19 protein-coding genes are annotated in these 20,938 nt (G+C 72.3%); 8 read left to right on the plus strand and 11 right to left on the minus strand.

The genetic code is table 11. The annotated features are described in order from the left end of the window. Window positions 1-89: 89 nt before the first annotated feature. The 4 genes from ABG090_RS02880 to ABG090_RS02895 are packed head-to-tail and all read right to left on the minus strand — an operon-like array spanning window position 90 to window position 4,114. Window positions 90-1,229 (minus strand): FAD-dependent monooxygenase, encoded by a 1,140-nt coding sequence (locus ABG090_RS02880; RefSeq protein WP_347756230.1) that lies wholly within the window; start codon window positions 1,227-1,229, stop codon window positions 90-92. A gap of 42 nt (window positions 1,230-1,271) precedes the next feature. Then, window positions 1,272-2,234: a DNA topoisomerase IB gene (locus tag ABG090_RS02885; protein WP_347756232.1), complete on the minus strand. Its 963-nt coding sequence runs from the start codon at window positions 2,232-2,234 to the stop codon at window positions 1,272-1,274. A gap of 34 nt (window positions 2,235-2,268) precedes the next feature. Further along, window positions 2,269-2,502, minus strand: a complete 234-nt coding sequence (locus tag ABG090_RS02890) for an acyl-CoA carboxylase subunit epsilon (protein ID WP_347756234.1) — start codon at window positions 2,500-2,502, stop codon at window positions 2,269-2,271. A gap of 10 nt (window positions 2,503-2,512) precedes the next feature. Continuing rightward, window positions 2,513-4,114: an acyl-CoA carboxylase subunit beta gene (locus tag ABG090_RS02895; RefSeq protein ID WP_347756235.1), complete on the minus strand. Its 1,602-nt coding sequence runs from the start codon at window positions 4,112-4,114 to the stop codon at window positions 2,513-2,515. 126 nt (window positions 4,115-4,240) lie between these two features. Here ABG090_RS02895 and ABG090_RS02900 point away from each other — a divergent pair, with 126 nt between their 5' ends. From ABG090_RS02900 to ABG090_RS02915, 4 genes are read left to right on the plus strand one after another with little or no spacing between them, the layout of a single operon-like run. Then, window positions 4,241-4,966, plus strand: coding sequence for a biotin--[acetyl-CoA-carboxylase] ligase (locus tag ABG090_RS02900; RefSeq protein ID WP_347756237.1), 726 nt, complete (start codon window positions 4,241-4,243; stop codon window positions 4,964-4,966). 17 nt (window positions 4,967-4,983) lie between these two features. Beyond that, window positions 4,984-5,463, plus strand: coding sequence for a PH domain-containing protein (locus tag ABG090_RS02905; protein ID WP_347756239.1), 480 nt, complete (start codon window positions 4,984-4,986; stop codon window positions 5,461-5,463). A gap of 37 nt (window positions 5,464-5,500) precedes the next feature. Then, window positions 5,501-6,817: a UDP-glucose/GDP-mannose dehydrogenase family protein gene (locus tag ABG090_RS02910; RefSeq protein WP_347756241.1), complete on the plus strand. Its 1,317-nt coding sequence runs from the start codon at window positions 5,501-5,503 to the stop codon at window positions 6,815-6,817. Then, a complete protein-coding gene (locus tag ABG090_RS02915) occupies window positions 6,814-7,935 on the plus strand; it encodes a 5-(carboxyamino)imidazole ribonucleotide synthase (RefSeq protein WP_347756243.1) in 1,122 nt (373 codons plus the stop codon). The genes ABG090_RS02910 and ABG090_RS02915 overlap by 4 nt, the downstream gene beginning before the upstream one ends. A 371-nt stretch (window positions 7,936-8,306) precedes the next feature. On the opposite strand, the gene ABG090_RS02920 is transcribed toward ABG090_RS02915, so the two are convergent. Beyond that, complete coding sequence (locus ABG090_RS02920; RefSeq protein WP_347756245.1) at window positions 8,307-9,284, minus strand: hypothetical protein; 978 nt, start codon at window positions 9,282-9,284, stop codon at window positions 8,307-8,309. Between the two features lie 321 nt (window positions 9,285-9,605). Between ABG090_RS02920 and purE the strand changes: the two genes are divergently transcribed. Continuing rightward, the gene (gene purE, locus ABG090_RS02925; protein WP_347756247.1) at window positions 9,606-10,109 is read left to right on the plus strand and encodes a 5-(carboxyamino)imidazole ribonucleotide mutase; all 504 of its coding nucleotides are present in this window, start codon (window positions 9,606-9,608) and stop codon (window positions 10,107-10,109) included. Beyond that, the gene (locus ABG090_RS02930) at window positions 10,106-11,476 is read left to right on the plus strand and encodes an LCP family protein (RefSeq protein WP_347756249.1); all 1,371 of its coding nucleotides are present in this window, start codon (window positions 10,106-10,108) and stop codon (window positions 11,474-11,476) included. The genes purE and ABG090_RS02930 overlap by 4 nt, the downstream gene beginning before the upstream one ends. Window positions 11,477-11,491: 15 nt before the next feature. Here ABG090_RS02930 and ABG090_RS02935 read toward each other — a convergent pair whose 3' ends face one another. From ABG090_RS02935 to ABG090_RS02950, 4 genes are all read right to left on the minus strand, one after another. After that, entirely contained in the window at window positions 11,492-12,622 is a 1,131-nt protein-coding gene (locus ABG090_RS02935) for a glycosyltransferase (protein ID WP_347756250.1), read from the minus strand. Then, entirely contained in the window at window positions 12,619-13,602 is a 984-nt protein-coding gene (gene rfbB, locus ABG090_RS02940; RefSeq protein WP_347756252.1) for a dTDP-glucose 4,6-dehydratase, read from the minus strand. Before rfbB ends, ABG090_RS02935 begins: the two co-directional genes overlap by 4 nt. Before the next feature lie 64 nt (window positions 13,603-13,666). Further along, window positions 13,667-14,605 (minus strand): glycosyltransferase, encoded by a 939-nt coding sequence (locus ABG090_RS02945; protein ID WP_347756254.1) that lies wholly within the window; start codon window positions 14,603-14,605, stop codon window positions 13,667-13,669. A gap of 16 nt (window positions 14,606-14,621) precedes the next feature. Beyond that, a complete protein-coding gene (locus tag ABG090_RS02950) occupies window positions 14,622-15,818 on the minus strand; it encodes a glycosyltransferase (RefSeq protein ID WP_347756256.1) in 1,197 nt (398 codons plus the stop codon). Between the two features lie 43 nt (window positions 15,819-15,861). Here ABG090_RS02950 and ABG090_RS02955 point away from each other — a divergent pair, with 43 nt between their 5' ends. Next, the gene (locus ABG090_RS02955; RefSeq protein WP_347756258.1) at window positions 15,862-16,875 is read left to right on the plus strand and encodes a lysylphosphatidylglycerol synthase transmembrane domain-containing protein; all 1,014 of its coding nucleotides are present in this window, start codon (window positions 15,862-15,864) and stop codon (window positions 16,873-16,875) included. Here ABG090_RS02955 and ABG090_RS02960 read toward each other — a convergent pair. Beyond that, window positions 16,817-17,827 carry a glycosyltransferase family 2 protein gene (locus tag ABG090_RS02960; protein ID WP_347756260.1) on the minus strand — a complete coding sequence of 337 codons (1,011 nt, stop codon included), beginning with the start codon at window positions 17,825-17,827 and terminating at the stop codon, window positions 16,817-16,819. The two genes, ABG090_RS02955 and ABG090_RS02960, sit on opposite strands and share 59 nt — an antisense overlap. 178 nt (window positions 17,828-18,005) lie before the next feature. Here ABG090_RS02960 and ABG090_RS02965 point away from each other — a divergent pair, with 178 nt between their 5' ends. Then, the gene (locus ABG090_RS02965; RefSeq protein WP_347756262.1) at window positions 18,006-19,433 is read left to right on the plus strand and encodes a hypothetical protein; all 1,428 of its coding nucleotides are present in this window, start codon (window positions 18,006-18,008) and stop codon (window positions 19,431-19,433) included. 5 nt (window positions 19,434-19,438) lie between these two features. Here the strand turns inward: ABG090_RS02965 and ABG090_RS02970 are convergent, their stop codons facing one another. Beyond that, a complete protein-coding gene (locus tag ABG090_RS02970; RefSeq protein WP_347756263.1) occupies window positions 19,439-20,857 on the minus strand; it encodes a cell wall-binding repeat-containing protein in 1,419 nt (472 codons plus the stop codon). Window positions 20,858-20,938: the final 81 nt, after the last annotated feature.

Genomic DNA, 20,938 nt, shown 5'->3' on the forward strand with positions numbered 1-20,938 from the left:
ACCAGCAGAGGACGAATCGTCCTCGTCTCGCGGAACGTCCTCGCCTGGGGACGCGCGCGACCACCCAGGTGCGCTGCCGGATGGTCGCGTCAGTGCGCCTTCGAGACGCCGCCCGCCGCCCTGGCGACCAGTCGCGCGACGCCCGGCAGCGCCGCCGCCTTCCAGATGGCGCGCTGCGCCTCGAGCTCCAGCCGCGTGTGCGGCGCGAAGGTCGCCTGCGCCCGACGCCCGCGCGCCTGCTCTCGCTCGACGGTCGGTCGCCAGTCGCGTTCGTAGGCGGCGAGCCCCGAGCGCAGCTCGCTGGGATGCTTGGCGAAGGCGAGCTCCTCCGCCAGCCGCTCGGCGCCGGCGATCGCGAGCGACGCTCCCTGCCCTGCCAGCAGCGAGACCGCCGCGCAGGCGTCGCCGAGCAGCGCCACGCGTCCGCGCACCCAGGGGTCGACCACTGTCTGCGCGACCTCGTCGATGTAGGGGTCGTGGATCCCGCGCACCGCCCGACGGCCCAGCACGCCGAGCTCGCCGATCGCCGCTCGCGCAGCCGCCGCCGTGACACCGCGCAGCACCGCGAATCCCGTCACGCCGGTCTCGCCCAGCGGCGCGACGACCAGCTGTCGATCCTGCTCGAGCTGCATGGCGACCCGGCCGTCGAGATCCGTATGCAGCGCGGCGTCATCCCCGATCCAGGCGAGCGCCAGCAGGTCACCGACGGGGCGCACGTAGTCGCGATGCGGACCCCACACCAGCTGCCGCACACGCGAGCCGACACCATCGGCGCCGATCAGCAGGTCGGCCTGCACGCGATCGCCGTCCGAGAGCAGCATCCGCACCGACGTTCCGTCGTCATGCACCGTCTCGAGCTGCGTGCCCCAGCGGATGCGCACGGACTCCGGCAGCGCCTCCGCGAGCGCCTCGATGATGCGAGGCCGCATGATCGTGAGGTATCGACCCGCGGTCGCCTGCTCGACCAGCGAGATCGGCAGCTTCGCGCGCACCCGGCCCTCGCCGTCGACGCTGCGCAGCTCGTCGAACGACTCGGCGCGGGCGCGGAGCGCCGGCAGCAGCCCGAGTCGCTCGGCGGCATCGAAGCCGGCGCCGAAGAAGTCGATCAGGTATCCGGATGCGCGTGGTGCCGGAGCCCGCTCGACGATCTCGACTGTCCAGCCGTCGAGCGCGAGCCGGCCAGCCAGCGCCAAGCCGGCGACACCGGCTCCGGAGATGATCGCCTGCATGGCTGCGACGCTACCCGCCGCGCCCGCCGGCTTGTAGCGCGCTCATCGCAGCAGTGCCAGCAGCGCGCGCTCGCGCGAGCCGCGCGTGCCGATCGTCGCGCCCGCTTCGAAGCGCTCGAAGACCTCCGGGTCGATGTAGCTGGCCTTGGCGACCGTCGGCGTGTTGCCGAGCGCTTCGGAGACCTCGACGATCGCCTCCCGGATCGCTCGCTTGCGCTCGGTCGCGGACGCCACGTCGCGGGCTCGGGCGAGCGAGTCGGCCGCGACGATCGTGCCGTGCAGGGTGCGGAAGTCCTTCGCCGTGAACTCGCCGCCGGTCGCCTCGCGCACGGCGCGGTTCAGGTCGGCATCGCGCAGCGCGTGCGCGCCCTGCTCGTCCCGCCACGCGAGCAGGCGCGAGCGCGCAGAGCGGCCGGCCCGCAGCTCCGCGATGCAGGCGGCGAGATCGGCATCGTCGATGGTGATGTCGAAGCGCTGCCCGGACTTGGCGGGGAAGCGCAGCCGCACGGTGTCGCCGTCGACGCTCGCGTGCCGCACGAGCAGCGTCATGAGCCCGTGGGAGCCGTGCTCCTCGGCGTACGCATCGCCGCCGGCGCGGATCGCCACCGCGTCGAGCACGCGCAGGGCGGCAGCGAGCACGCGCTCGCGGCCGAGGCCCTCGCGCGCCAGGTCGAGCGTGACGCGGCGCCGCATCGCGGGCAGCGCCTCGGCGAGATCCAGCGCGCGCTCGTGCTTCACGCGGTCGCGTCGCTCGCGCCACTGCGGATGGTAGATGTACTGCGTGCGGCCGGCATCGTCGACCCCGATCGCCTGGATGTGCGCGAGCGGGTCGGCCGCGATCCACACGTCCGTCCACGCCGGGGGCACCGCGAGCGAACGCGCGCGCTCGCGGTCGGCGGCCGAGACGGCGCGCCCGCTGTCGTGCCGGAACGACCAGCCGCTGCCGGCTCGCCGACGCCGGATGCCGGGGTCCTTCGATGGTTGCGCTCTGCGCAGTCTCGCCATGCCGCGATGCTAGCGACGGCAACCTGGGTGCCGGTCAGTCGCTCTTCCAGCGGCGTCCGGTCGGGGTGCGCGACTTCGCCTGCCACTCGCTCTCGCTGTCGAGCACGCGACGATGCTTGGTCTCGGCCCACTCCTCGGCGAGCCCGAGGAGCGCGGCCTCGACGGCCGCCTGCTCCTCGTCGGTCGGGGCACCCGAGACGACCTGCATGATCGGCTCCACGGCGGTGCCGGCGGTGCCGTCGTGACGCTCTGGGGAAAGTGCAGTCATCGTCTGGCCGTCACATCGGGATGTTGCCGTGCTTGCGCTCCGGCCGCTGCACGCGCTTCGTCCGCAGCGATCGGAAGGCCCGCGTGATCATGACGCGCGTCTGCGCGGGCTCGATGATGCCGTCGAGCTCGCCTCGCTCCGCAGCCAGGAACGGCGAGGCGACGTTGTACGTGTACTCGCTCGCGAGCCGCTGGCGCACGGCCGCGACATCCTCGCCATCCGCCTCCGCGCGCTTGATCTCGTTGCGGTAGAGGATGTTGACCGCGCCCTGACCGCCCATCACGGCGATCTCGGCCGACGGCCACGCGACGTTGATGTCGGCGCCGAGCTGCTTCGACCCCATCACGATGTAGGCGCCGCCGTATGCCTTGCGGGTGATGACGGTCACCATCGGCACCGTCGCCTCCGCGTAGGCGTACAGCAGCTTCGCGCCGCGGCGGATGACGCCCGACCACTCCTGGTCGGTGCCGGGCAGGTAGCCGGGCACGTCGACGACCGTCAGGATGGGGATCGAGAACGCGTCGCAGAATCGCACGAAGCGCGCGGCCTTCTCGCCGGCCTCGATGTTGAGCGTGCCGGCCATCGCGTTCGGCTGGTTGGCGATGACGCCCACCGTGCGACCCTCGAGCCGGCCGAAGCCGATCACGATGTTCGGCGCGTACAGCGGCTGCACCTCGAGGAACTCGCGGTCGTCCATGAGCGTCTCGATGATCGCGAGCACGTCGTAGGGCTGGTTGGGCGAATCGGGGATGATCGTGTTCAGTCGCCGGTCGGCGTCGTTGACGACCCGCTCGGCGGTGTGGTCGTAGGCCGGCACCTCCGACTGGTTGTTGTCGGGCAGGTAGGCCAGCAGCGCCCGCACGTAGTCGAGCGCGTCATCCTCGTCGGCGGCCAGGTAGTGGCTGACGCCCGAGACGGTGTTGTGGGCGCGACCGCCTCCGAGCTCCTCGAAGCCCACCTCTTCACCGGTGACCGTCTTGATGACGTCGGGTCCGGTGACGAACATGTGGCTCGACTTGTCGACCATGATCACGAAGTCGGTGAGCGCGGGGGAGTAGACCGCGCCACCGGCAGCGGGCCCCATGATGATCGAGATCTGCGGGATGACGCCGGATGCGGCGGTGTTGTTGCGGAAGATCTCGCCGTACTTGCCGAGCGCCACAACACCTTCCTGGATGCGCGCGCCCCCGGAGTCGAGCATGCCGACGATGGGCACGCCCACCTTCATCGCGTACTCCTGGATCTTCGTGATCTTCTCGCCCGCGACCTCGCCGAGCGAGCCGCCGAAGGTCGTGAAGTCCTGCGAGTAGACGGCCACGCGGCGCCCATGCACCGTGCCGATGCCGGTCACGACGGAGTCGCCGTAGGGGCGGTTGGTCTCCATGCCGAAGGCGGTCGTGCGGTGGCGCACGTAGGCGTCGAACTCGACGAAGGAGCCCTGGTCGACGAACTGCTCGATGCGCTCGCGGGCGGTCTTCTTGCCCTTGGCGCCCTGGCGCTCCTTCGCGCGCGCCTCCTTGTCGGTCACCGCCTCGCGGTGGCGCTCACGCAGATCCGCGATGCGGTCGGCAGTGCTGGAGAGGGGAACTGCGGCCTCGGTGTCGTCGGTCACGGATGCCACTCTAGACGGCGCCGCATGCGCACCATTTGTCGACTCCCACAGCATCCGGGCCGGTTTCGGTGGTGATCGTCTCCATCTGGTGCTTGCTGAGGCGTGGCCGCGGCCTAGCCTGGAGGCATGCTGTTCCCGGGTGCTGCGCGCATTGCCACGGTCTTCGAGCTCGACCGCATCGACTCGACCTTCGACGCCGTCGACGAGCGCGCGCACCACTTGACCACCTGGGCGACGCTCGATCAGCGTGCCGGTCGCGGCCGACTCGGCCGGGAGTGGGTCAGCCCTCCCGGGAAGTGCCTCGCGGCCACGGTGCTGGTGCACACGCGGAGGATGAGCGAGGACGCGGTGGGTTGGATGCCGCTCGCCGCAGGTCTCGCGCTCACGGACGCCCTCGCCACGCTGGTCGGCGATCGCGCCGGGCTGAAGTGGCCGAACGACGTGCTCATCGACGGCAAGAAGATCGCCGGCGTGCTGTGCGAGCGCCGCAAGCACGCGGTCGCGGTCGGCTTCGGCGTGAACCTGACCCTCGAGCGCGACGAGCTGCCGACCCCCCAGGCGACCTCGCTGACGCTGGAGGGCGCCGAGGGCACGGCCCCGGTGCTCGCCGACGCCGTGCTGTGGCACATGCTGCGCTCGCTCGATGCGCTCCTGCCCGCGCTCGGCAGCGAGGGCCTGCGCACCGCGGTGGAGGCGTCCCTCACCACGATCGGCCGCGATGTGCGCGTCGAGCTGCCCGACGGGCTGCTGCTCGGGCGGGCCGTCGGGCTGGGCGCCGGCGGCGAGCTGCGCGTCGACAGCGGCGACGAAATCATCGACGTGCGGGCCGGTGACGTGGTGCACGTGCGCTGATGGGGGAGAATCGTCGGGTGCCAGCCGGCGAGGAGCGAGTCATCGCGCGCATGCGACCGCATGGGCGGGTCCTCGTCGTGCCCGTCCTCGTGCTCTGGCTCGGGGTGGGGCTCGCGACGCTGCTGCTTGACCGCGTCGACTGGGCATTCTGGAACATCGCGGTGCTGACCGTCATGGCGATCGTGATCCTGCTGCTGACGGTCGTGCCGACGCTCGCCTGGCTCTCGCGCGGCTTCACCTTCACGACCGAGCGCGTCATCATCCGCACCGGCTTCGGCGGCACGCGCCGCGAGACGATGCTCTCGCGCGTGCACGACGTGACCGTGCGGCGGCGCGGGCTGCAGGCGCTGTTCGGCGCCGGAGACGTGCTGCTGTCGACCGGCGGGGACCGCGCCGTCATCCTGTCTGACGTGCCCCTCGCCTCACTCGTGCAGCGGATGCTGTCCGAGCAGCTGGGCGCGCGCGGGGTCGCAACTCCCAGCGGCGAGTCCGCATGACCAACGACTGCGCCCGCGGGCGCGAACAGGAGCGCACATGAAGATCGCTGTCATCGGATGCGGCTATCTGGGTGCCGTGCACGCCGCCGCCATGGCGTCGCTCGGCTACGACACCGTCGGTGTCGACGTGGATGCGGCGAAGATCGAGCAGCTGCGTCGTGGCGAGCCCCCCTTCTACGAGCCAGGGCTGCCCGAGCTGCTGACCGCCGGCATCGACTCGGGCGCCCTGCGGTTCACGACCGACGTCGCAGAGGTCGCCGGCAGCGACGTGATCTTCCTCGCGGTCGGCACGCCGCAGCGCGCCGGCTCCGACGCGGCCGACCTCACCTTCGTGGACGCCGCGATCGACTCGCTCCTGCCGCACATCGGCGCGGGCACGCTCGTGGCGGGCAAGTCGACCGTGCCGGTCGGCACCGCGCAGCGGCTCGCCGACCTTGTGACCCCGACCGGCGCCGCGCTCGCGTGGAACCCGGAGTTCCTGCGCGAGGGCTTCGCCGTCGAGGACACGGTCGCGCCCGACCGCCTGGTCTACGGCGTGGCCGACGGCGACGACGCATCCGTCGCCCGGCTCGACGAGGTGTACGCCTCGATCATCGCCCGCGGCACCGAGCGACTGGTGATGAACTTCGCGACCGCAGAGCTCGTGAAGGTGAGCGCCAACGCGTTCCTCGCCACGAAGATCTCCTTCATCAACGCGATGGCGGAGCTCTCGGAGACCGTGGGCGCCGACGTGACGCAGCTCGCCGACGCGATCGGGCTCGATGCGCGCATCGGCCGTCGCTTCCTGAACGCCGGGCTCGGCTTCGGCGGCGGCTGCCTGCCGAAGGACATCCGTGCCTTCCGGGCCAGGGCGACCGAGCTGGGGCACGCGCAGACGCTCGGCTTCCTGGGCGAGGTCGACCAGATCAACCTGCGCCGCCGCGACCACATGGTGGCGCTCATCGAGCGCGAGCTCGCGGCCCTCGGCGGCGACCGCGTCGCCGTGCTCGGCCTGGCGTTCAAGCCCAATAGCGACGACGTGCGCGACTCGCCGGCGCTGGATGTCGCACGGCGGCTGCAGGATCAGGGCCGCACGGTGACGGCGTTCGATCCCGAGGCGGCCGCGACCGCTCGACGCTCGGTGCCGACGCTCGACATCGTCGCCTCGATCGATGAGGCCATCCGCGACGCCGATGTGTTGGCGCTCGGCACCGAGTGGCAGCACTTCCGCGACCTCGATCCGGCGGTCGTCGCGTCCCAGACGCGGGCGCGCACCGTCGTCGACGGCCGCAACACGCTCGACGCGCAGCGCTGGGCCGCGGCCGGCTTCAAGGTCATCGGCCTCGGTCGCCCCGACACGGTGCCCGCAGCATGATCGTCGGCGTCGTCGGCGGTGGGCAGCTGGCCCGCATGATGATCCCTGCCGCGGTCGCGCTCGGTGTCGAGCTGCGCGTGCTCGCCGAGAGCGAGGGCATGTCGGCGTCGCTCGCCGCCACCGCCGTCGGCGACTACCGTGACGCCTCCGTCGTGCTCGACTTCGCCGAGGGCGTCGACGTCATCACCTTCGACCACGAGCACGTGCCGCAGGATGTGCTGCGCGCCCTGATCGATGCGGGCGTCGCCGTGCACCCGGGGCCGGACGCGCTGCGCTTCGCGCAGGACAAGCGCGAGATGCGCGCGAAGATGGCCGAGCTCGGCGCCCCGCAGCCCGATTGGGCGCCGGTGGATGCGCCGGAGGATCTCGTGCGATTCCTGGCCGATCACGGCGGCGTCGCGGTGCTGAAGACGGCGACGGGCGGCTACGACGGCAAGGGCGTGCGGGTCGTGCGCTCGGTCGACGATGCCGCGGACTGGCTGGAGGGCGCAGCCGCCGGCGGCCCGCGGCTGCTGGTGGAGGAGCTCGTGCCCTTCCGCCGCGAGCTCGCGCAGCTGATCGCGCGGCGGCCGTCGGGTGAGGCGGTCGTGTGGCCGCTCGTGCAGACGGTGCAGCGCGACGGCATCTGCGTCGAGGTGCTGGCGCCGGCGCCGCACGCGGCGAACATCCGGCCGGTCGTCGACGACGTGGCGCGCATGGTCGCCGCCGGGATCGGGGTCACGGGCGTGCTCGCGATCGAGATGTTCGAGACCAGCGACGGTCGGGTGCTCGTCAACGAACTGGCGATGCGGCCGCACAACTCCGGGCACTGGACGATCGACGGCTCGGTGACGAGCCAGTTCGAGCAGCATCTGCGGGCGGTGCTCGACCTGCCGCTGGGATCGACCGCGATCGTGGCCCCCGCGAGCGTGATGGTGAACGTGATCGGCGGCCCCGCCTCCGGTGCGATGACCGATCGCTACGCGTCGGCGCTCGCGGCGCACCCCGACGTGAAGATGCACTCCTACGCGAAGGCCGCCCGGCCAGGCCGCAAGGTCGGCCATGTCACCGCCACGGGCGATGACATGGACGAGGTCGCCTACCGCGCCCGCGCCGCAGCCGCCTGCTTCGACGCCTGACCGCATCCGCCACCCCGCCGGCGGGTGGAGAGGTCGAGCTTCCCCGAACCGCGCGCCTTCGCCGCGATCCGCGCCCGTTCGGGAAGCTCGCCCCGCGCGCGGCCGCGCGCCCGAGCGCCCACGCCCGCGCATCCCGCGCACGCCGCACACCCGGTCGAGCTTCCCCGGATCGTGCGTGAGGAGCCGGAAACGCGCCTGTTGGGGACGCTCGCGCTCGCCCGCGCGGCGCGCTCGGTCGAGCTTTCGCGGATCGTGCGTGAGGAGCCCGAAACGCGGCTGTTGGGGAAGCTCGCGAGGGGGAGCCGCGAGGAGGGGGTTGCGAGGCGGGATTGCGTGGAGGCCGGATGTGCTGGATGTGTGACGCGGGTGGTCTACGCGCGAAACAGCCACCCCTCGCCGGCGATGGCGGAGCCCTCGAACCACGACGTGATCGGCGGAGGTTGCCGGCCGCTGTCCCAGCGCTCGCGAACGCGGTCCAGGATCGGGCGGAGTCGCTCCCGCGTCTCCGCCGGCGTCGTCACGATCAGCCGGTAGGGCTCGATCCCCAGGCGCTGGAAGAAGTTGTAGCGATCGATGTCGCGCAGCCACTGCGAGCGATCCACCCGGTGCTGGTCGCCCTCGACCTCGATCAGCACTCTCGCGGGCCAGATCGCCGCATCCGGAGCGAGCTCCACGCCGTCCAGCACGACCGGCACGTTCCACCACACCGGCGGCGCACCGAGCACGTCCAGCTCCAGTCTCGCCAGCGTCTCGGAGCGAGACCGCGACCGCGGGCTGACGAGCTGCGCCGACGCCAGCAGGCGACGATGGCCGCGCCGTCGCCCGTGCGCGGCGATCGCCTGCTGCAGCTCGACGCGCGTCGCGAGCGGTCGGCGCTCGTTCACGACGGCGTCGCCGAGGGCGACGAGGTCGGCAGGAGCGAGGTAATCGACCCCGTCGACGAAGGTCTGCGCGGGGGTGGTGACGCGGATGCCCTCGAGCAGCGTCACGGCGGTCGTGGCGAGCGATCGCTGGCGGCCGCGGAGGCGACGCCCGCGGGGTGCGTGCACCGGCGCCGGCGTGGTCGTATCGATGCGATCGAGGGTCTGCAGTCGCGGGGGCAGCCAGAGCCCGTGCAGGTGGGCTGCGGTCGCGTGGCTGGCCCACGCCTCCGCACTCACCGAGGCGAGCGCGGCACGCGTCCGGTCGAAGAGGTCGAGTTCGGCCGACGCATCCGCCCAGACGCCGTGGTGCAGCTGCTGCACGCGCTTGCTGCGCAGCCGTCGCGCGCCGACCCCTGCTGCGGCTGCCTGCTGCGCCGTGAAGCACCGCTGCTGCAGCGATGCCGGGAGTGCCCATCCGTCCGTCATGGCGCGACGATCGCACGCGGGCCGGCGCCGCCGCGCGCGTGCGGGACGCGGTGTGGAGAACCCGCTCGCGTGCGCGCGAGCTTCCCCGAATCGCCCGTTCGGCACGGCATCCGCGCCGTTTCGGGAAGCTCGACGCCGGCCGGCCGGGCGATCTTCCCCGGCGGGCGCGGTTGCGGGGGAAAAGGACCGATTCGGGGAAGCTCGACGGGACCGGCGGGCGGGTGGGCGGGGCGGGGCGGCGCGGCTCGACGGACCGGCGGGTGGGGGCGGGGCGGCGAGGCGCGGTCGGCGCGCATAGGCGGCGGGCCTACCCTGGACGGCATGGCAGCGCAGGTCAGCATCATCATGGGATCCGACTCCGACTGGCGGGTGATGGAGGCGGCGAAGGCCGTGCTCGACGAGCTCGGCGTGGCGTCGGAGGTCGATGTGGTCTCGGCGCACCGCACCCCGCAGAAGATGGTCGACTTCGCCCGCGGCGCGGCCGACCGGGGCGTGAAGGTCATCATCGCCGGCGCCGGCGGAGCGGCGCACCTGCCGGGCATGGTCGCGTCGATGACGCGACTGCCGGTGATCGGCGTGCCCGTGCCGCTCGCGACCCTCGACGGTCTCGACAGCCTGCTGTCGATCGTGCAGATGCCGGCCGGCATCCCGGTCGCGACCGTCTCGATCGGCGGCGCGAAGAATGCCGGCATCCTGGCAGCACGGATACTCGGCGCGTTCGACGCCGGGCTGGCGACACGCCTCGACGACTACGCCGCCGAGCTCGAGCGGCAGGTGGGCGAGAAGGCTCAGACCCTGCGCGACCGCGTGGCGTCGGGCGCATGACGCTGCTGACGGCCGGAACTCCGCTCCGCACGCCCGACGACCGCAACCCCGACGTCATGCGTCGCCGCGGGTGGTGGCTCGTGCTCGTCGGCTTCCTGCTCCCGGGCAGCGCGCAGGTGCTCGCGGGCAATCGGCGCCTGGGCCGCATCGGGATCGTGGCGACCATCGTGCTGCTGGCACTGCTGGCGCTCGCTGCCATCCTGTGGTTCGCCGCGCGCGCCGCCCTGCTCACGGTGGTCGGCAACTCGATCGGCCTGCTGGTGCTCGAAGTGCTGCTCGTCGCCTACGCGGTGCTGTGGCTCGTGCTCGGCCTCGACACGCTGCGGCTCGCGCGGCTCACCCGCGTGCCGGGCAGGGCGCGTGCCGCGATCGCGATGGTGGCGATCCTGGCGACGGTCGCTCCGGCGGCGCTCGCGGGCTACGGCGCGACGCTCGTCGATGCCACGCGCGGGCTGGTCGCCAGCGTCTTCGACTTCGCGCGTCCGCCGGTGGAGCCGATCGACGGCCGCTACACCTTCCTGCTGCTCGGCGGTGACGCGGGGGAGGACCGCGTCGGCCTGCGCTTCGACTCGATGACCGTCGTGACCGTCAACGCCGAGACGGGCGCGGCGACCATGATCGGGGTGCCGCGCAACCTGCGCAACGCGCCGTTCTCGGAGGGGTCGCCCATGTGGGGCCCCTGGCCCGAGGGCTTCAACTGCGAGTCGAGCGACTGCCTCCTGAACGGCACCTACACCTACGGCGAGGCGAACCCGGAGCTCTACCCGGATGCCTCCGCCAACGGCTCGAGCCCGGGCATCGAGGCGACCCGCGACGCCGTGGAGGGCGTCACCGGCATCGAGCTGCAGTCGTTCGTGCTCGTCGACATGCACGCCTTCGAGAGCCTGGTGACGGCGCTCGGCGGCGTCGAGATCGACGTGCCGACCCGGGTCGCGCTCGGCGTGGAGGGCGCGGAGCCCTTCGGCTACATCGAGCCGGGCGTGCAGCGCATGGACGGCCCGACCGCGCTCTGGTACGCCCGCAGCCGCACCGGCACCTCGGACTACGACCGGATGCTGCGGCAGCGCCAGGTGCAGGAGGCGGTCATCGCGCAGTTCACGCCCGACGTGCTGCTGACCAAGTACCAGCAGCTGGCCGCCGCCGGCCAGGAGCTGGTGCAGACGGACGTGCCGCAGTCGATGCTCGGCTCGCTGTCAGAGCTCGCGCTGCGCACCCGGCAGCTGCCGATCACGAACCTGGAGCTCATTCCCGATGAGGGCGTGACGACGGGCGATCCCGACTACGAGCAGATCCACGCCATGGTGCAGCAGGCGCTCGCCGAGGCCGATGCGATCGTGCCGGCCGAGAGCCCGACACCAGCGCCGTAGGCCGCCGCGCCGGGTCTACAGCTCGGCGTGCAGCTGCCACACCTGACGCGCGGCGCCCTCCCACGTGAAGGCCTGCGCTCGGTCCTGCGCATGCAGGCCGAGGCTCGTGCGCGCATCAGCATCCTCGAGGAGGCCGCCGAGGGCTGCCGCGAGCTCGTGCGGGCCGCCCTGCACCGCCACGCTGGCATCGCCGGCGATCTCGTCGAGCGACCGGGTGGAGGGATGCACGGTGACGGTGCCCATCGCGGCCGCGTCCAGCAGCGACAGCCCCAGGGCGTCCTGCTCCCAGACGTGCAGATGGGCCAGGGCGCGGCGATGCGCGAGCGCGAGGTCGCCGTCGCCCAGCTCGCCCAGCATGACCAGCCGCCCCGCGGGGATGCCCGCCTGGACCGCGAGGCCCGCGAGCCGCGTCTCGCCCCACTCGACCGGTCCCGCGACCACCACCCGGACATCCGGCATCTGCGAGCTCGCGATGGTCTCGATGAGGCGCTCGGCCTGGCCGAGCGCGCTCGGGTGCGTCGTCGCGAGCACGAACTCGTCGGGCAGCTGCAGCTCGCGCGCGGGCGGCAAGGTGGAGGCGGCGAGCAGCGAGGCCGACGGCGCGGGAGGCACCACGCGGATGCGCCCCTCGACGTCGTCGAGCAGCGCGAGATCCTCGGCGACGGCGCTCGACGGCACCACGATGCCGTCGGCGCGCGCGAGTGCGCGCTTGAGCGCGCGGTCGAACCAGCGCTGCTTCCGCTCGGTGCGGTCGGAGAACGACTGCAGGCCGTGGACCGTGACGGTGACCTGGTCGGCCGGGTCGGGCTCGCGCACCAGCGGCGCCATCAGGCTGGTGGCGTGCACGAGCCCGCGCACCGGGATCGTCGTCATCGTGTGCAGCCACGCCTCGCGCAGCTCGCGGGCGGGCACGGCGGTCTGCTTGAGCTCTGCGAGGCCAGGGACCTGCTCGCGCAGCCGCGCCTCGCGCGAGTCGGAGATCCTGGCCGACAGCGCGCCGACGCCGAAGCCGTCGGGCGCCGTCGCGATCAGCCCGCGCGTGATCTCGGCCGAGTACCGGCCGACCACCGTCCTGGAGCGCTCCGCCACCTCATCCAGCACGACCGTGAAGCGTCGCTCGTCGTCCATCGCGTCGGTGTCGGTCACAGCGCAGCACGCTCCTTCAGCGGTTCCCACCAGGAGCGATTGTCGCGATACCACTGCACGGTGTCGGCGAGCCCCTGCTCGAACGGCACCTGCGGCGCGAAGCCGAGCTCGGTGGAGATCTTGGAGATGTCGACCGAGTAGCGCTGGTCGTGGCCCTTGCGGTCGGCGACCTGCCGAACGGCCGACGCGTCGCGCCCCGTCGCCTCGAGCAGCCGCTCGGTGAGCTCGACGTTCGTCAGCTCGGTGCCGCCGCCGATGTTGTAGACCTCGCCTGCACGGCCGTCGGTGAGCACCAGCGCGATCCCGCGGCAGTGGTCGTCGACGTGCAGCCAGTCGCGCACGTGCTGCCCGTCGCCGTACAGCGGCACCTCCAGCCCGTCGATGAGGTTCGTGACGAACAGCGGGATGAGCTTCTCGGGGAAGTGGAAGGGGCCGTAGTTGTTGGAGCAGCGGGTGATGCGTACATCGAGGCCGTGCGTGCGGTGGTAGCTGCGGGCGAGCAGGTCGCTGCCGGCCTTCGACGCCGAGTAGGGGCTGTTCGGCTCGAGCGGGCGATCCTCGCTCCACGAGCCGGTCTCGATCGACCCGTAGACCTCGTCGGTCGACACATGGACCACGCGCGCCACCCCGTGCCGCAGCGCGGCGTCGAGCAGCCGCTGCGTGCCGACCACGTTGGTCTCGACGAAGACCGAGGCGTCCCGCACGGATCGGTCGACATGGCTCTCGGCAGCCAGGTGCACGATCGCGTCGACGCCCGGCAGGATGCGGTCGAGCAGGCCGGTGTCGCGGATGTCGCCCTGCACGAACTCGAAGTGCGGGTGGTCGGCCACGGGTGCCAGGTTCGCCAGGTTGCCGGAGTAGGTGAGCGCGTCGAGCACGGTGACGGATGCGCCCTCGAGCCCGGGCAGCCGGTCCTCGAGGAGCATCCGCACGAGGTTGGAGCCGATGAACCCGGCTCCTCCGGTCACAAGTAGTTGCACGCGTCATCCCTTTCGCGGGCGCACGATGTCGCGCCGCCGTCGACTGCTCAGTCTAGGAGCCGGTTCACCAGGCGCCGAGCAGCAGGGCCGCGCGGAGCAGGCGGCGCTCGCTGGGTGCCCGGCGCAGCTGCGGGACGAGGCGACGCAGCGCGGCTCGGGTGCCGAGGGTGCTCCGCTCGAACAGCGGCACGATGCGCTCCAGCCGAGCGCGCAGCGGCGGCTCGGCGACCGCGGCGGCGAGCCGCGCGACCGCGAGCGCCTGCAGCCGGTACTCGCCGGAGGCCACCCGTCGTGCCCGCACGACCGCCGCGCCGAGGCCGGAGTTCGCGCCCGTGGCGTTGCGATCATGCTGCCGATAGTCCATCGTCGGGGTGCGGTCGATGCGCCAGCGCAGGCCGAGCGCTCGCGTCACGGCGTAGACGAGCCAGTCGTGGGGCACTGAGGGGTCCACGAGCGGATGCTGCGTCAGCACCTGCCGCACCGCCAGGAACGCCGCGCTGCGCAGCACGAAGGTGCAGCCGGGCCCGGCGGATTCGAGCAGGAAGTCGAGCTCGCGCTGCGGCTGCGCCTTGTCGATGAGCTCCTGCCTGCGACTGCCGTCCGCGCGCTCCCAGAAGGCGACCACGTTGGAGGAGGTGGCGTGCACGTCGTGCCGGTCGAGCAGGGCGAGCTGCCTGGACAGCTTGTCGGCGTGCCAGATGTCGTCCTGATCGGCGAACGCGACCGCGTCGGCGCTGTCGAGCTGCGCGTCGCGGATCAGCCGCAGGAAGTTGCCCTGCGGGGTGCCGAAGCGGTCGGCGGGCAGCACGCTCACGCGGGGATCCTTCGCGGCGGCGGCGAGCAGCGCCGGGGTGGCATCCGTCGACGCGTCGTCCGACGCGAGGACTCGGACGGCGACGCCCTGCTGGTCGAGGATGCTGGCGAGCTGCTGCTGCAGGTAGCGGGCACCGTTGTGGGTCGCGAGCAGCACGAGCACGCGAGGCTCGCCCGAGATGGTCGACATGGCCGCTCCCTCCTGCTCAGGACCGATGGGTCGGGGCGGCATCGAGCACGCGCCGGATGCGCTCGCGGTACCGGCTGCCGACGGCGGGCATGGCGTACTCCTGCGCCCGCTCCGCTGCGCGTGCGCCGAGCTCCCGGATGCGGTCGGGCTCGACCATGAGCGCCGTGAGCGCCATCGTGAGGTCGTGCTCGTCGCCCGATCGGATCAGCACGCCGGCACCGTCGGCGGCGACGTCGGCCAGCCCGGGCAGGTCGCTCACGATCACGGCGCATCCGGCGGACATCGCCTCGATCAGCGCCACCGGGAGACCGTCCTGGTCGCCGTTCGCGGCGATGACCGACGGCGCCACCACGATGTCGGCGCTCGCGTACTGCTTCGCGAGCTCGGTCCTGCCCTGCTGCCCGAGGAAGCGCACGGGCAGGTCGCCAGCCTGCTGCTCGAGCGCGGCTCGCAGCGGGCCGTCGCCGACGACCGTGAGCTCCCAATCGCGATGGGGCACGGCGCGCAGCGCGGCCAGGAGCACCGAGACGCCCTTCTTCTCCACCAGTCGCCCCACCAGCAGCAGGCGCACCGATCGCCCGGCCTCGGCGGTGGTGCGCTCGAGCTGCATGGCGGCGGCATCCGCACCCATCGGCTCCACGCTGACGCTCGCGGGTGCGGCGCCGAGCGCGATGACCCGTTCCGCCATGTCCTGGTTCATGACCGTCACGGCGGCCGCGGCGCGGAGCACCCAGCGCTTCACGCGGCGCATGACGCCGCCATCGAGCGCATACAGGTCGCCGCCGAGCGTCGTGACCAGCATCGGGATGCCGCGAGCGAGCGAGCGGGCGACGATGCCCTGCGGCACGATCCAGTGCACGTGCATGGCATCCGGCCGGAACTCGCGGATGGCGCGCCGAGTGGCGAGCCACTGCGCGGCGAACAGCGGCGGCACCTGCAGCCAGAGGGAGCGGCGCGCGCGCAGGTTCTCGAGGATCGCCCCGTGCGCCACTGCCTCCCAGCGGCGGGGGAAGTACGCGTAGCGCCGCACGCGGATGGGCCCGTCGGTCTCCTCGGCGGCACCGCCCGGCACCCTGGGCACGAGCACGAGCACCTCGAACTCCGCCGCCTCCTCGATCGCCAGATCCCGCACGAAGGCGGGAGTGCCGTCGGCGTCGTTCGCGGGGAACGTCGACGCCAGGACGAGCAGGCGGGGGCGGTGAGAGCGATCCATCGCCACCATCGTCCCACGATGGGCCACGGCTAGGCTGGCAGCCGTGCCGACCGAGTCCAGCGCGCCCATCGACGGCGCACCCGCTGCGCCGCGCAGTCGACGCGCCCGGGTGATGCGCGGCATCAGGATCGCCTTCGCGATCGCCGTGGTGCTCTCGATCGCGTGGTTCGTGATCGTCTCCTGGCCGGATGTCGCGGCGGCGCTCGTGCGGCTGCACCCGGGGCTGCTGGCAGGCGCCGTGGCGAGCTCGGTGCTCGGCGTGACCGCCGGCATGCTGTCGTGGCGCGCGTGCATGCGGGCGCTGGGCGCCCACCTGCCGCTCGGCGCGAGCTCCAGCACCTACTTCGTCGGCCAGCTCGCCAAGTACGTGCCCGGCAGTGTCTGGGCGGTGCTCGCGCAGGCCGACCTGGCCTCGCGGCACGGCATCGGCCGCACCGTCACGGCAGCGGCGTCGCTCGCGCAGATGCTGGTGAGCGTGCTCTCGGGCATGCTGGTCGGCGGCATCGGCCTGCTGCTCGCGGGCACGGACGTGCTGCTGGCCTACTGGTGGATCGTGCCCGCAAGCCTCCTGTGCGGCGTGGCGCTCTGGCCTCCGCTGCTGCAGCGGCTCCTGCGGCTCGCCGGCCGGGTGCTGCGCCGCGATGCGCTCCGCGATGTCGAGGTGCGGGCGCTGCCCATGCTCGCCGCCAGCGCCTGGTGCGCGCTCATGTGGGTGTGCTTCGGCGCCCAGTTCGCGCTGCTGGTGGTGCCCTTCGCGACGGAGCCGGGCACGCTCGTGCTCGCGGCAGCCGCCTACGCCTTCGCATGGGTGACCGGCTTCGTCATCATCTTCCTGCCGGCGGGAGCGGGCGCGCGCGAGGGCGTGCTCGTGCTGGCGCTCGGGGGCGCGATCGGTCTGCCCACGGCGCTGTCGCTCGCGCTCGTGAGCCGCTTCGCGATGCTGCTCGGCGACGTGATCGTCGCCGCCGGCGGCTGGATCGCGCTGCGGCGCAGCGGCGTCAGGCCGCCGTCGCCTCTCCCTGGTGCTGGCCGTGGCGAGGATCAGGCGGCAGCGTGACCCAGCTCCGCGTCGCGCCGTAGCGATCGAGCTTGTCGAGCTCGAGCGAATCCTCCTGCAGCGATCTGGTGATGCGCGTCAGATCGGCGATCGCGCCCATCGCGAACGACAGGAGCGCTCCGACGAACAGCAGCACGCCGAGCAGCAGCGACTGCACGTGGCTGCCGGGCGTCTCGATCCAGATGAGCACCAGGTAGCGCACGAACGGCACGGCGCCCGCGATCGTGAAGAGCAATCCCAGCGTCGCGAAGAACACGTAGGGCTTGTACATGAAGTAGGCCCGCAGGATCGCCAGGCCCGACTCGCGCATGTGCTGCCAGATGTTCTTGAAGAGCCGGGACTCGCGCGTCTTCGGGTTGGTGCTCACCGGGATCGAGGTGATCGCCAGCCGCTTGTTGCCGGCCTGGATGATCGTCTCCATGCAGTAGCTGAAGCGCGTCACGATGTTCAGTCGGATGAGCGCGTACTTCGAGTAGGCCCGGAATCCGCTCGCGGCATCCGGCAGGTCGGTGCCGGCCGCCTGGTTCACGACCCAGCTGCCGAAGCGCTGCATGAGCTTCTTGAACGGCGAGAAGTGCTCGATCTTCGCGGTCTGCCGGTCAGCCACCACGATCTCTGCCTCGCCGCGCAGCACGGGCTGCACGAGCTCGCCGATCATCTCCTGCGGGTACTGGTTGTCGCCGTCGGTGTTCACCACGATGTCCGCGCCGTGCGAGAGCGCGTACTCGATCCCGTCGTGGAACGAGCGGGCGAGGCCCATGTTGCGGGTGTGCCGCACGAAGTGGCGCACGCCCAGCTCCCGAGCCACCTCCACCGTGCGGTCGCTCGAGCCGTCGTCGATGATGAGGACGTGGATCTCGTCGACGCCGGGGATGGACTTCGGGATGGATGCGAGCACCAGCGGGAGCGTCTGCTCCTCGTTCAAGCACGGGATCTGGATGAACAGCTTCACGGGGCCCTCTCTACCGACACGATCGTACCGTCGGGGGTCATTGCCACTGGCTAGACTACGCGGGCCACGTCGCCGAGCTGAGAGGTCGTGATCTGTGCTCCGCACACGCACGGTGGATGACCGTCTCCGCGCCGCGGGGTCGCGCGTGCAACAGGCGGCAGAGCTCACGCTTCGCGCCGTGGGCAGCCGGTGGACGACGGCGCTGGTGATGCTCTGGTTCGGGCTCGGCGCGGCCTGGATCGCACTGACCGCCAGGGTGCCCATGGTGTTCGACGAGGAGTGGCACCTCGCCTCGATCGCGGTGCACGCGCAGCACGGCCTGCCCTGGTTCTCGACCGAGGCGCCGCAGCAGGGCGTGGGTGCGATCAGCCGCAGCTCCTCCTACCTCTACCACTACCTGCTCTCGTTCCCGGAGCGGTGGATGGCCGACGCCGGCGCCGCGGAGTTCGATCGCGTGATCGTGCTGCGGCTGCTGACGGTGGCGATGCACGTGGGCGCGCTGCTGTGCATGATCGGTGCCGTGCGTGCGGCGGGCGTCTCGAGCACGGTGGCGAACCTCGCCGCCGTCGCCTATGCGGCGCTGCCGGTCACGCCCTTCCTGGCCGCACAGGTGAACTACGACTCGGCGATGCTGCTGCTGGTCGCCGCGTGCGGCTGGGTCGCGGTGCGCCAGTTCACGGGGCCGACGACCTGGTTCGGCGTGCTCGGCGCGATCGCGCTCGGCCTGGCTGCCGTGCTGACGAAGTTCCACGCCGCGCCGATCGTGCTGGTGCTGCTCGCGTTCGTGCTGCTCGCCGTGCTGCGCGACCGGACGTTGCCGGCACTGCCGACCGGCCGCGCCAGCAGGGTGGCGCTCGGCGCGGCGGCGGTCGTGGCGCTCGCGTTCGTGGCGCTCTCTGCCGAGCGCTACATCGGCAACATCGTCGCGTACGGCTCGCCGTCCCCCGACTGCGCCGCGGTGCTGAACGAGCTGCGCTGCGCGAGTTATGACATCTGGGATCGCAACCGCGAGGCCGATGCGGCCTTCGCCGACACGCCGCTGTCGTTCAGCGCCATGGCGCAGTTCCTGTTCGACGAGTGGGTGCCGCGGCTGATGGTCTACCTGCAGGCCGTCTGGTACTGGTTCGCGGGACCGGACGTCTCCACCCTGGTCTCCGTCGCGATCCCGATCGCGGTGATCTCGGTCGTCGCGATCGCGGCCGTGGTCGGGCCGACCGCCCCGCGCCTGCGTGCGCTGCTGCCGCTGGTGCTCTCGAGCGTGCTGTACCTGGCGATCCTCTTCTGGCACAACTTCGGCGACTGGCGGGCCTTCGGCACGCCGCTCGGGGTGCAGGGCCGCTACCTGCTCCCGGCCGTCGTGCCCATCACGGCGCTCGCCATGCACGGGGCAGCCGACTCGCTGCGCCGCGCCCGCATGGGCCCGACGCTGCTCGCCTGCACGGCGATCGCGATGCTGCTGGTGGCCACGCAGGGCGGGGCGGCGGCATTCGTCATGTCGGCGGAGGAGGGCTGGTATCAGCCCGGCGGTCGGTTCGAGCACCTCACCGACAACGTGTACCGGATCGTCGACGTCTTCGTGGGCACCGTGCCGGTGCCCTCCATCTGAGCCGCTCAGGCGGTGCCGAAGGTGAGCACGTAGTACCAGTAGCCGTTGGCGCCGCGAGCGACACCGACGCCCACGAGGGTGCTCGATCCGCGTTGGATGTTCGCGGTGTGACCGGATGAGGCGAGCCACCGCTCCATGATCTCCTCGGGGTTCGGCTGCGCCCCCCACGTGCGGCCGACGTTCTCGCCCCACGAGCGCATCCCGCAGCCGCGCGCCTGCGCCGTCAGGTTCGGGTTGTGGACGCTGCCGCTCAGCCCGCGCACCGCCATCTGCGTGGCCCAGCCCTGCGCCATCGCGTCGAGGCACCCGTGTCGAGCGAGCGCGCCGACGGACGGCGACTGCTCGGCACGGTTGGCGTTGACGGCGGACGCGATCGCGGTGGCCGCCGGGATGGAGTCGCACGTGCGCAGCTGCGCAGCCGCGCTGCTGACCGACGGCGGACCGCCGAGGGCCACCGTCTCGGTCGCGCCCACCCGGTGCGCGTCCACGGCCACGGCCGTCGTCGAGGCGCACGGCGGGTTGGTGAGGTACAGCGGGCTGCCGGTCGCGCCGGAGAGCACCGCACCGCCGAGCGCATCGGGGAAGTTCGCGCCGCTCGCGAGCAGGAGCTGGCCCGTGGGGGCGGTGGACGTGAAGGCGGCGTTGACCGCGACCGCGGTGGAGTAGCGGTCGGGGCCGGCGATGCGCTCGACGGTGCGTCCCGTGCGCTGCAGCATCGACGCGACATCGTCGCCGACCGAGACCGACGAGCCGACCATGAGGAAGCGGCTCGTCCCGCCGAGGCGGGCCGAGACCTGCTGCTCGAAGTACGCGTCGGCGCCGGTGGTGAGCACCAGTCCGTGCCCCTCCCTGGCAGCCACCGCTCCGGCCGCGAGCGCGTCGGGGAAGTTGCGGCCGCTGGCGACCCAGACGTCGGCTGCCGGCACGCTGCGGCGGAGCCGGTCGAGCAGCAGCATCGAGGTCTCCACCCGGTTGGCGCCGGCGATGCGCTCCACGCGCGCGCCGGGCGCGATCGCCGCGGCCTGCCGCTGCACATCCGCAGAGATCGTGGGCTCGCCGCCGACGATGACGATGCGCGTGGGGGCGAGCCGGCGGATCTCGCGCTCGATCGTCCAGGGGATGATGTGCTGCGCTGTCAGCAGCATGTGCGCGTCCTCCGCGACGACCACCGGCGCTGCGGCGAGCGCATCCGGGTACGACTGGCCGGAGGCGAGGAACACCGTGGAGGTCGTCCCCAGCTCCTCGGAGATCGCGGCGCTCGCGGCGTAGCGGTCGGATCCGTCGATGCGGTCGACGAGCCGGGCCGCCTGCGCTGGGGCGGCGGGCAGGAGCGTGAGCGAGAGCGAGAGTGCGACGGCTGCGACCGCGAGGCCCGCGATGGCGCGGTCCGCAATGGCGCGCGCGGACGAGCGTGTGAAGGGCATGGCAGGACTCCGGTGCAGTTGGGGGACAAGTGCATCCTGACGTCTGCGCGAAGGCCCTGTCAAGGGCGGGCGGTAGAGTAG

This window comes from Agrococcus sp. ProA11, assembly GCF_039880525.1.
GTDB lineage: Bacteria > Actinomycetota > Actinomycetes > Actinomycetales > Microbacteriaceae > Agrococcus > Agrococcus chionoecetis.

Coding starts and splice junctions, on each gene's coding strand:
- ABG090_RS02880 (WP_347756230.1), bottom strand. CDS start 1,229: ATGCAGGCGATCATCTCCGGAGCCGGTGTCGCCGGCTTGGCGCTGGCT.
- ABG090_RS02885 (WP_347756232.1), bottom strand. CDS start 2,234: ATGGCGAGACTGCGCAGAGCGCAACCATCGAAGGACCCCGGCATCCGG.
- ABG090_RS02890 (WP_347756234.1), bottom strand. CDS start 2,502: ATGACTGCACTTTCCCCAGAGCGTCACGACGGCACCGCCGGCACCGCC.
- ABG090_RS02900 (WP_347756237.1), top strand. CDS start 4,241: ATGCTGTTCCCGGGTGCTGCGCGCATTGCCACGGTCTTCGAGCTCGAC.
- ABG090_RS02910 (WP_347756241.1), top strand. CDS start 5,501: ATGAAGATCGCTGTCATCGGATGCGGCTATCTGGGTGCCGTGCACGCC.
- ABG090_RS02915 (WP_347756243.1), top strand. CDS start 6,814: ATGATCGTCGGCGTCGTCGGCGGTGGGCAGCTGGCCCGCATGATGATC.
- ABG090_RS02920 (WP_347756245.1), bottom strand. CDS start 9,284: ATGACGGACGGATGGGCACTCCCGGCATCGCTGCAGCAGCGGTGCTTC.
- purE (WP_347756247.1), top strand. CDS start 9,606: ATGGCAGCGCAGGTCAGCATCATCATGGGATCCGACTCCGACTGGCGG.
- ABG090_RS02930 (WP_347756249.1), top strand. CDS start 10,106: ATGACGCTGCTGACGGCCGGAACTCCGCTCCGCACGCCCGACGACCGC.
- ABG090_RS02945 (WP_347756254.1), bottom strand. CDS start 14,605: ATGTCGACCATCTCGGGCGAGCCTCGCGTGCTCGTGCTGCTCGCGACC.
- ABG090_RS02950 (WP_347756256.1), bottom strand. CDS start 15,818: ATGGATCGCTCTCACCGCCCCCGCCTGCTCGTCCTGGCGTCGACGTTC.
- ABG090_RS02970 (WP_347756263.1), bottom strand. CDS start 20,857: ATGCCCTTCACACGCTCGTCCGCGCGCGCCATTGCGGACCGCGCCATC.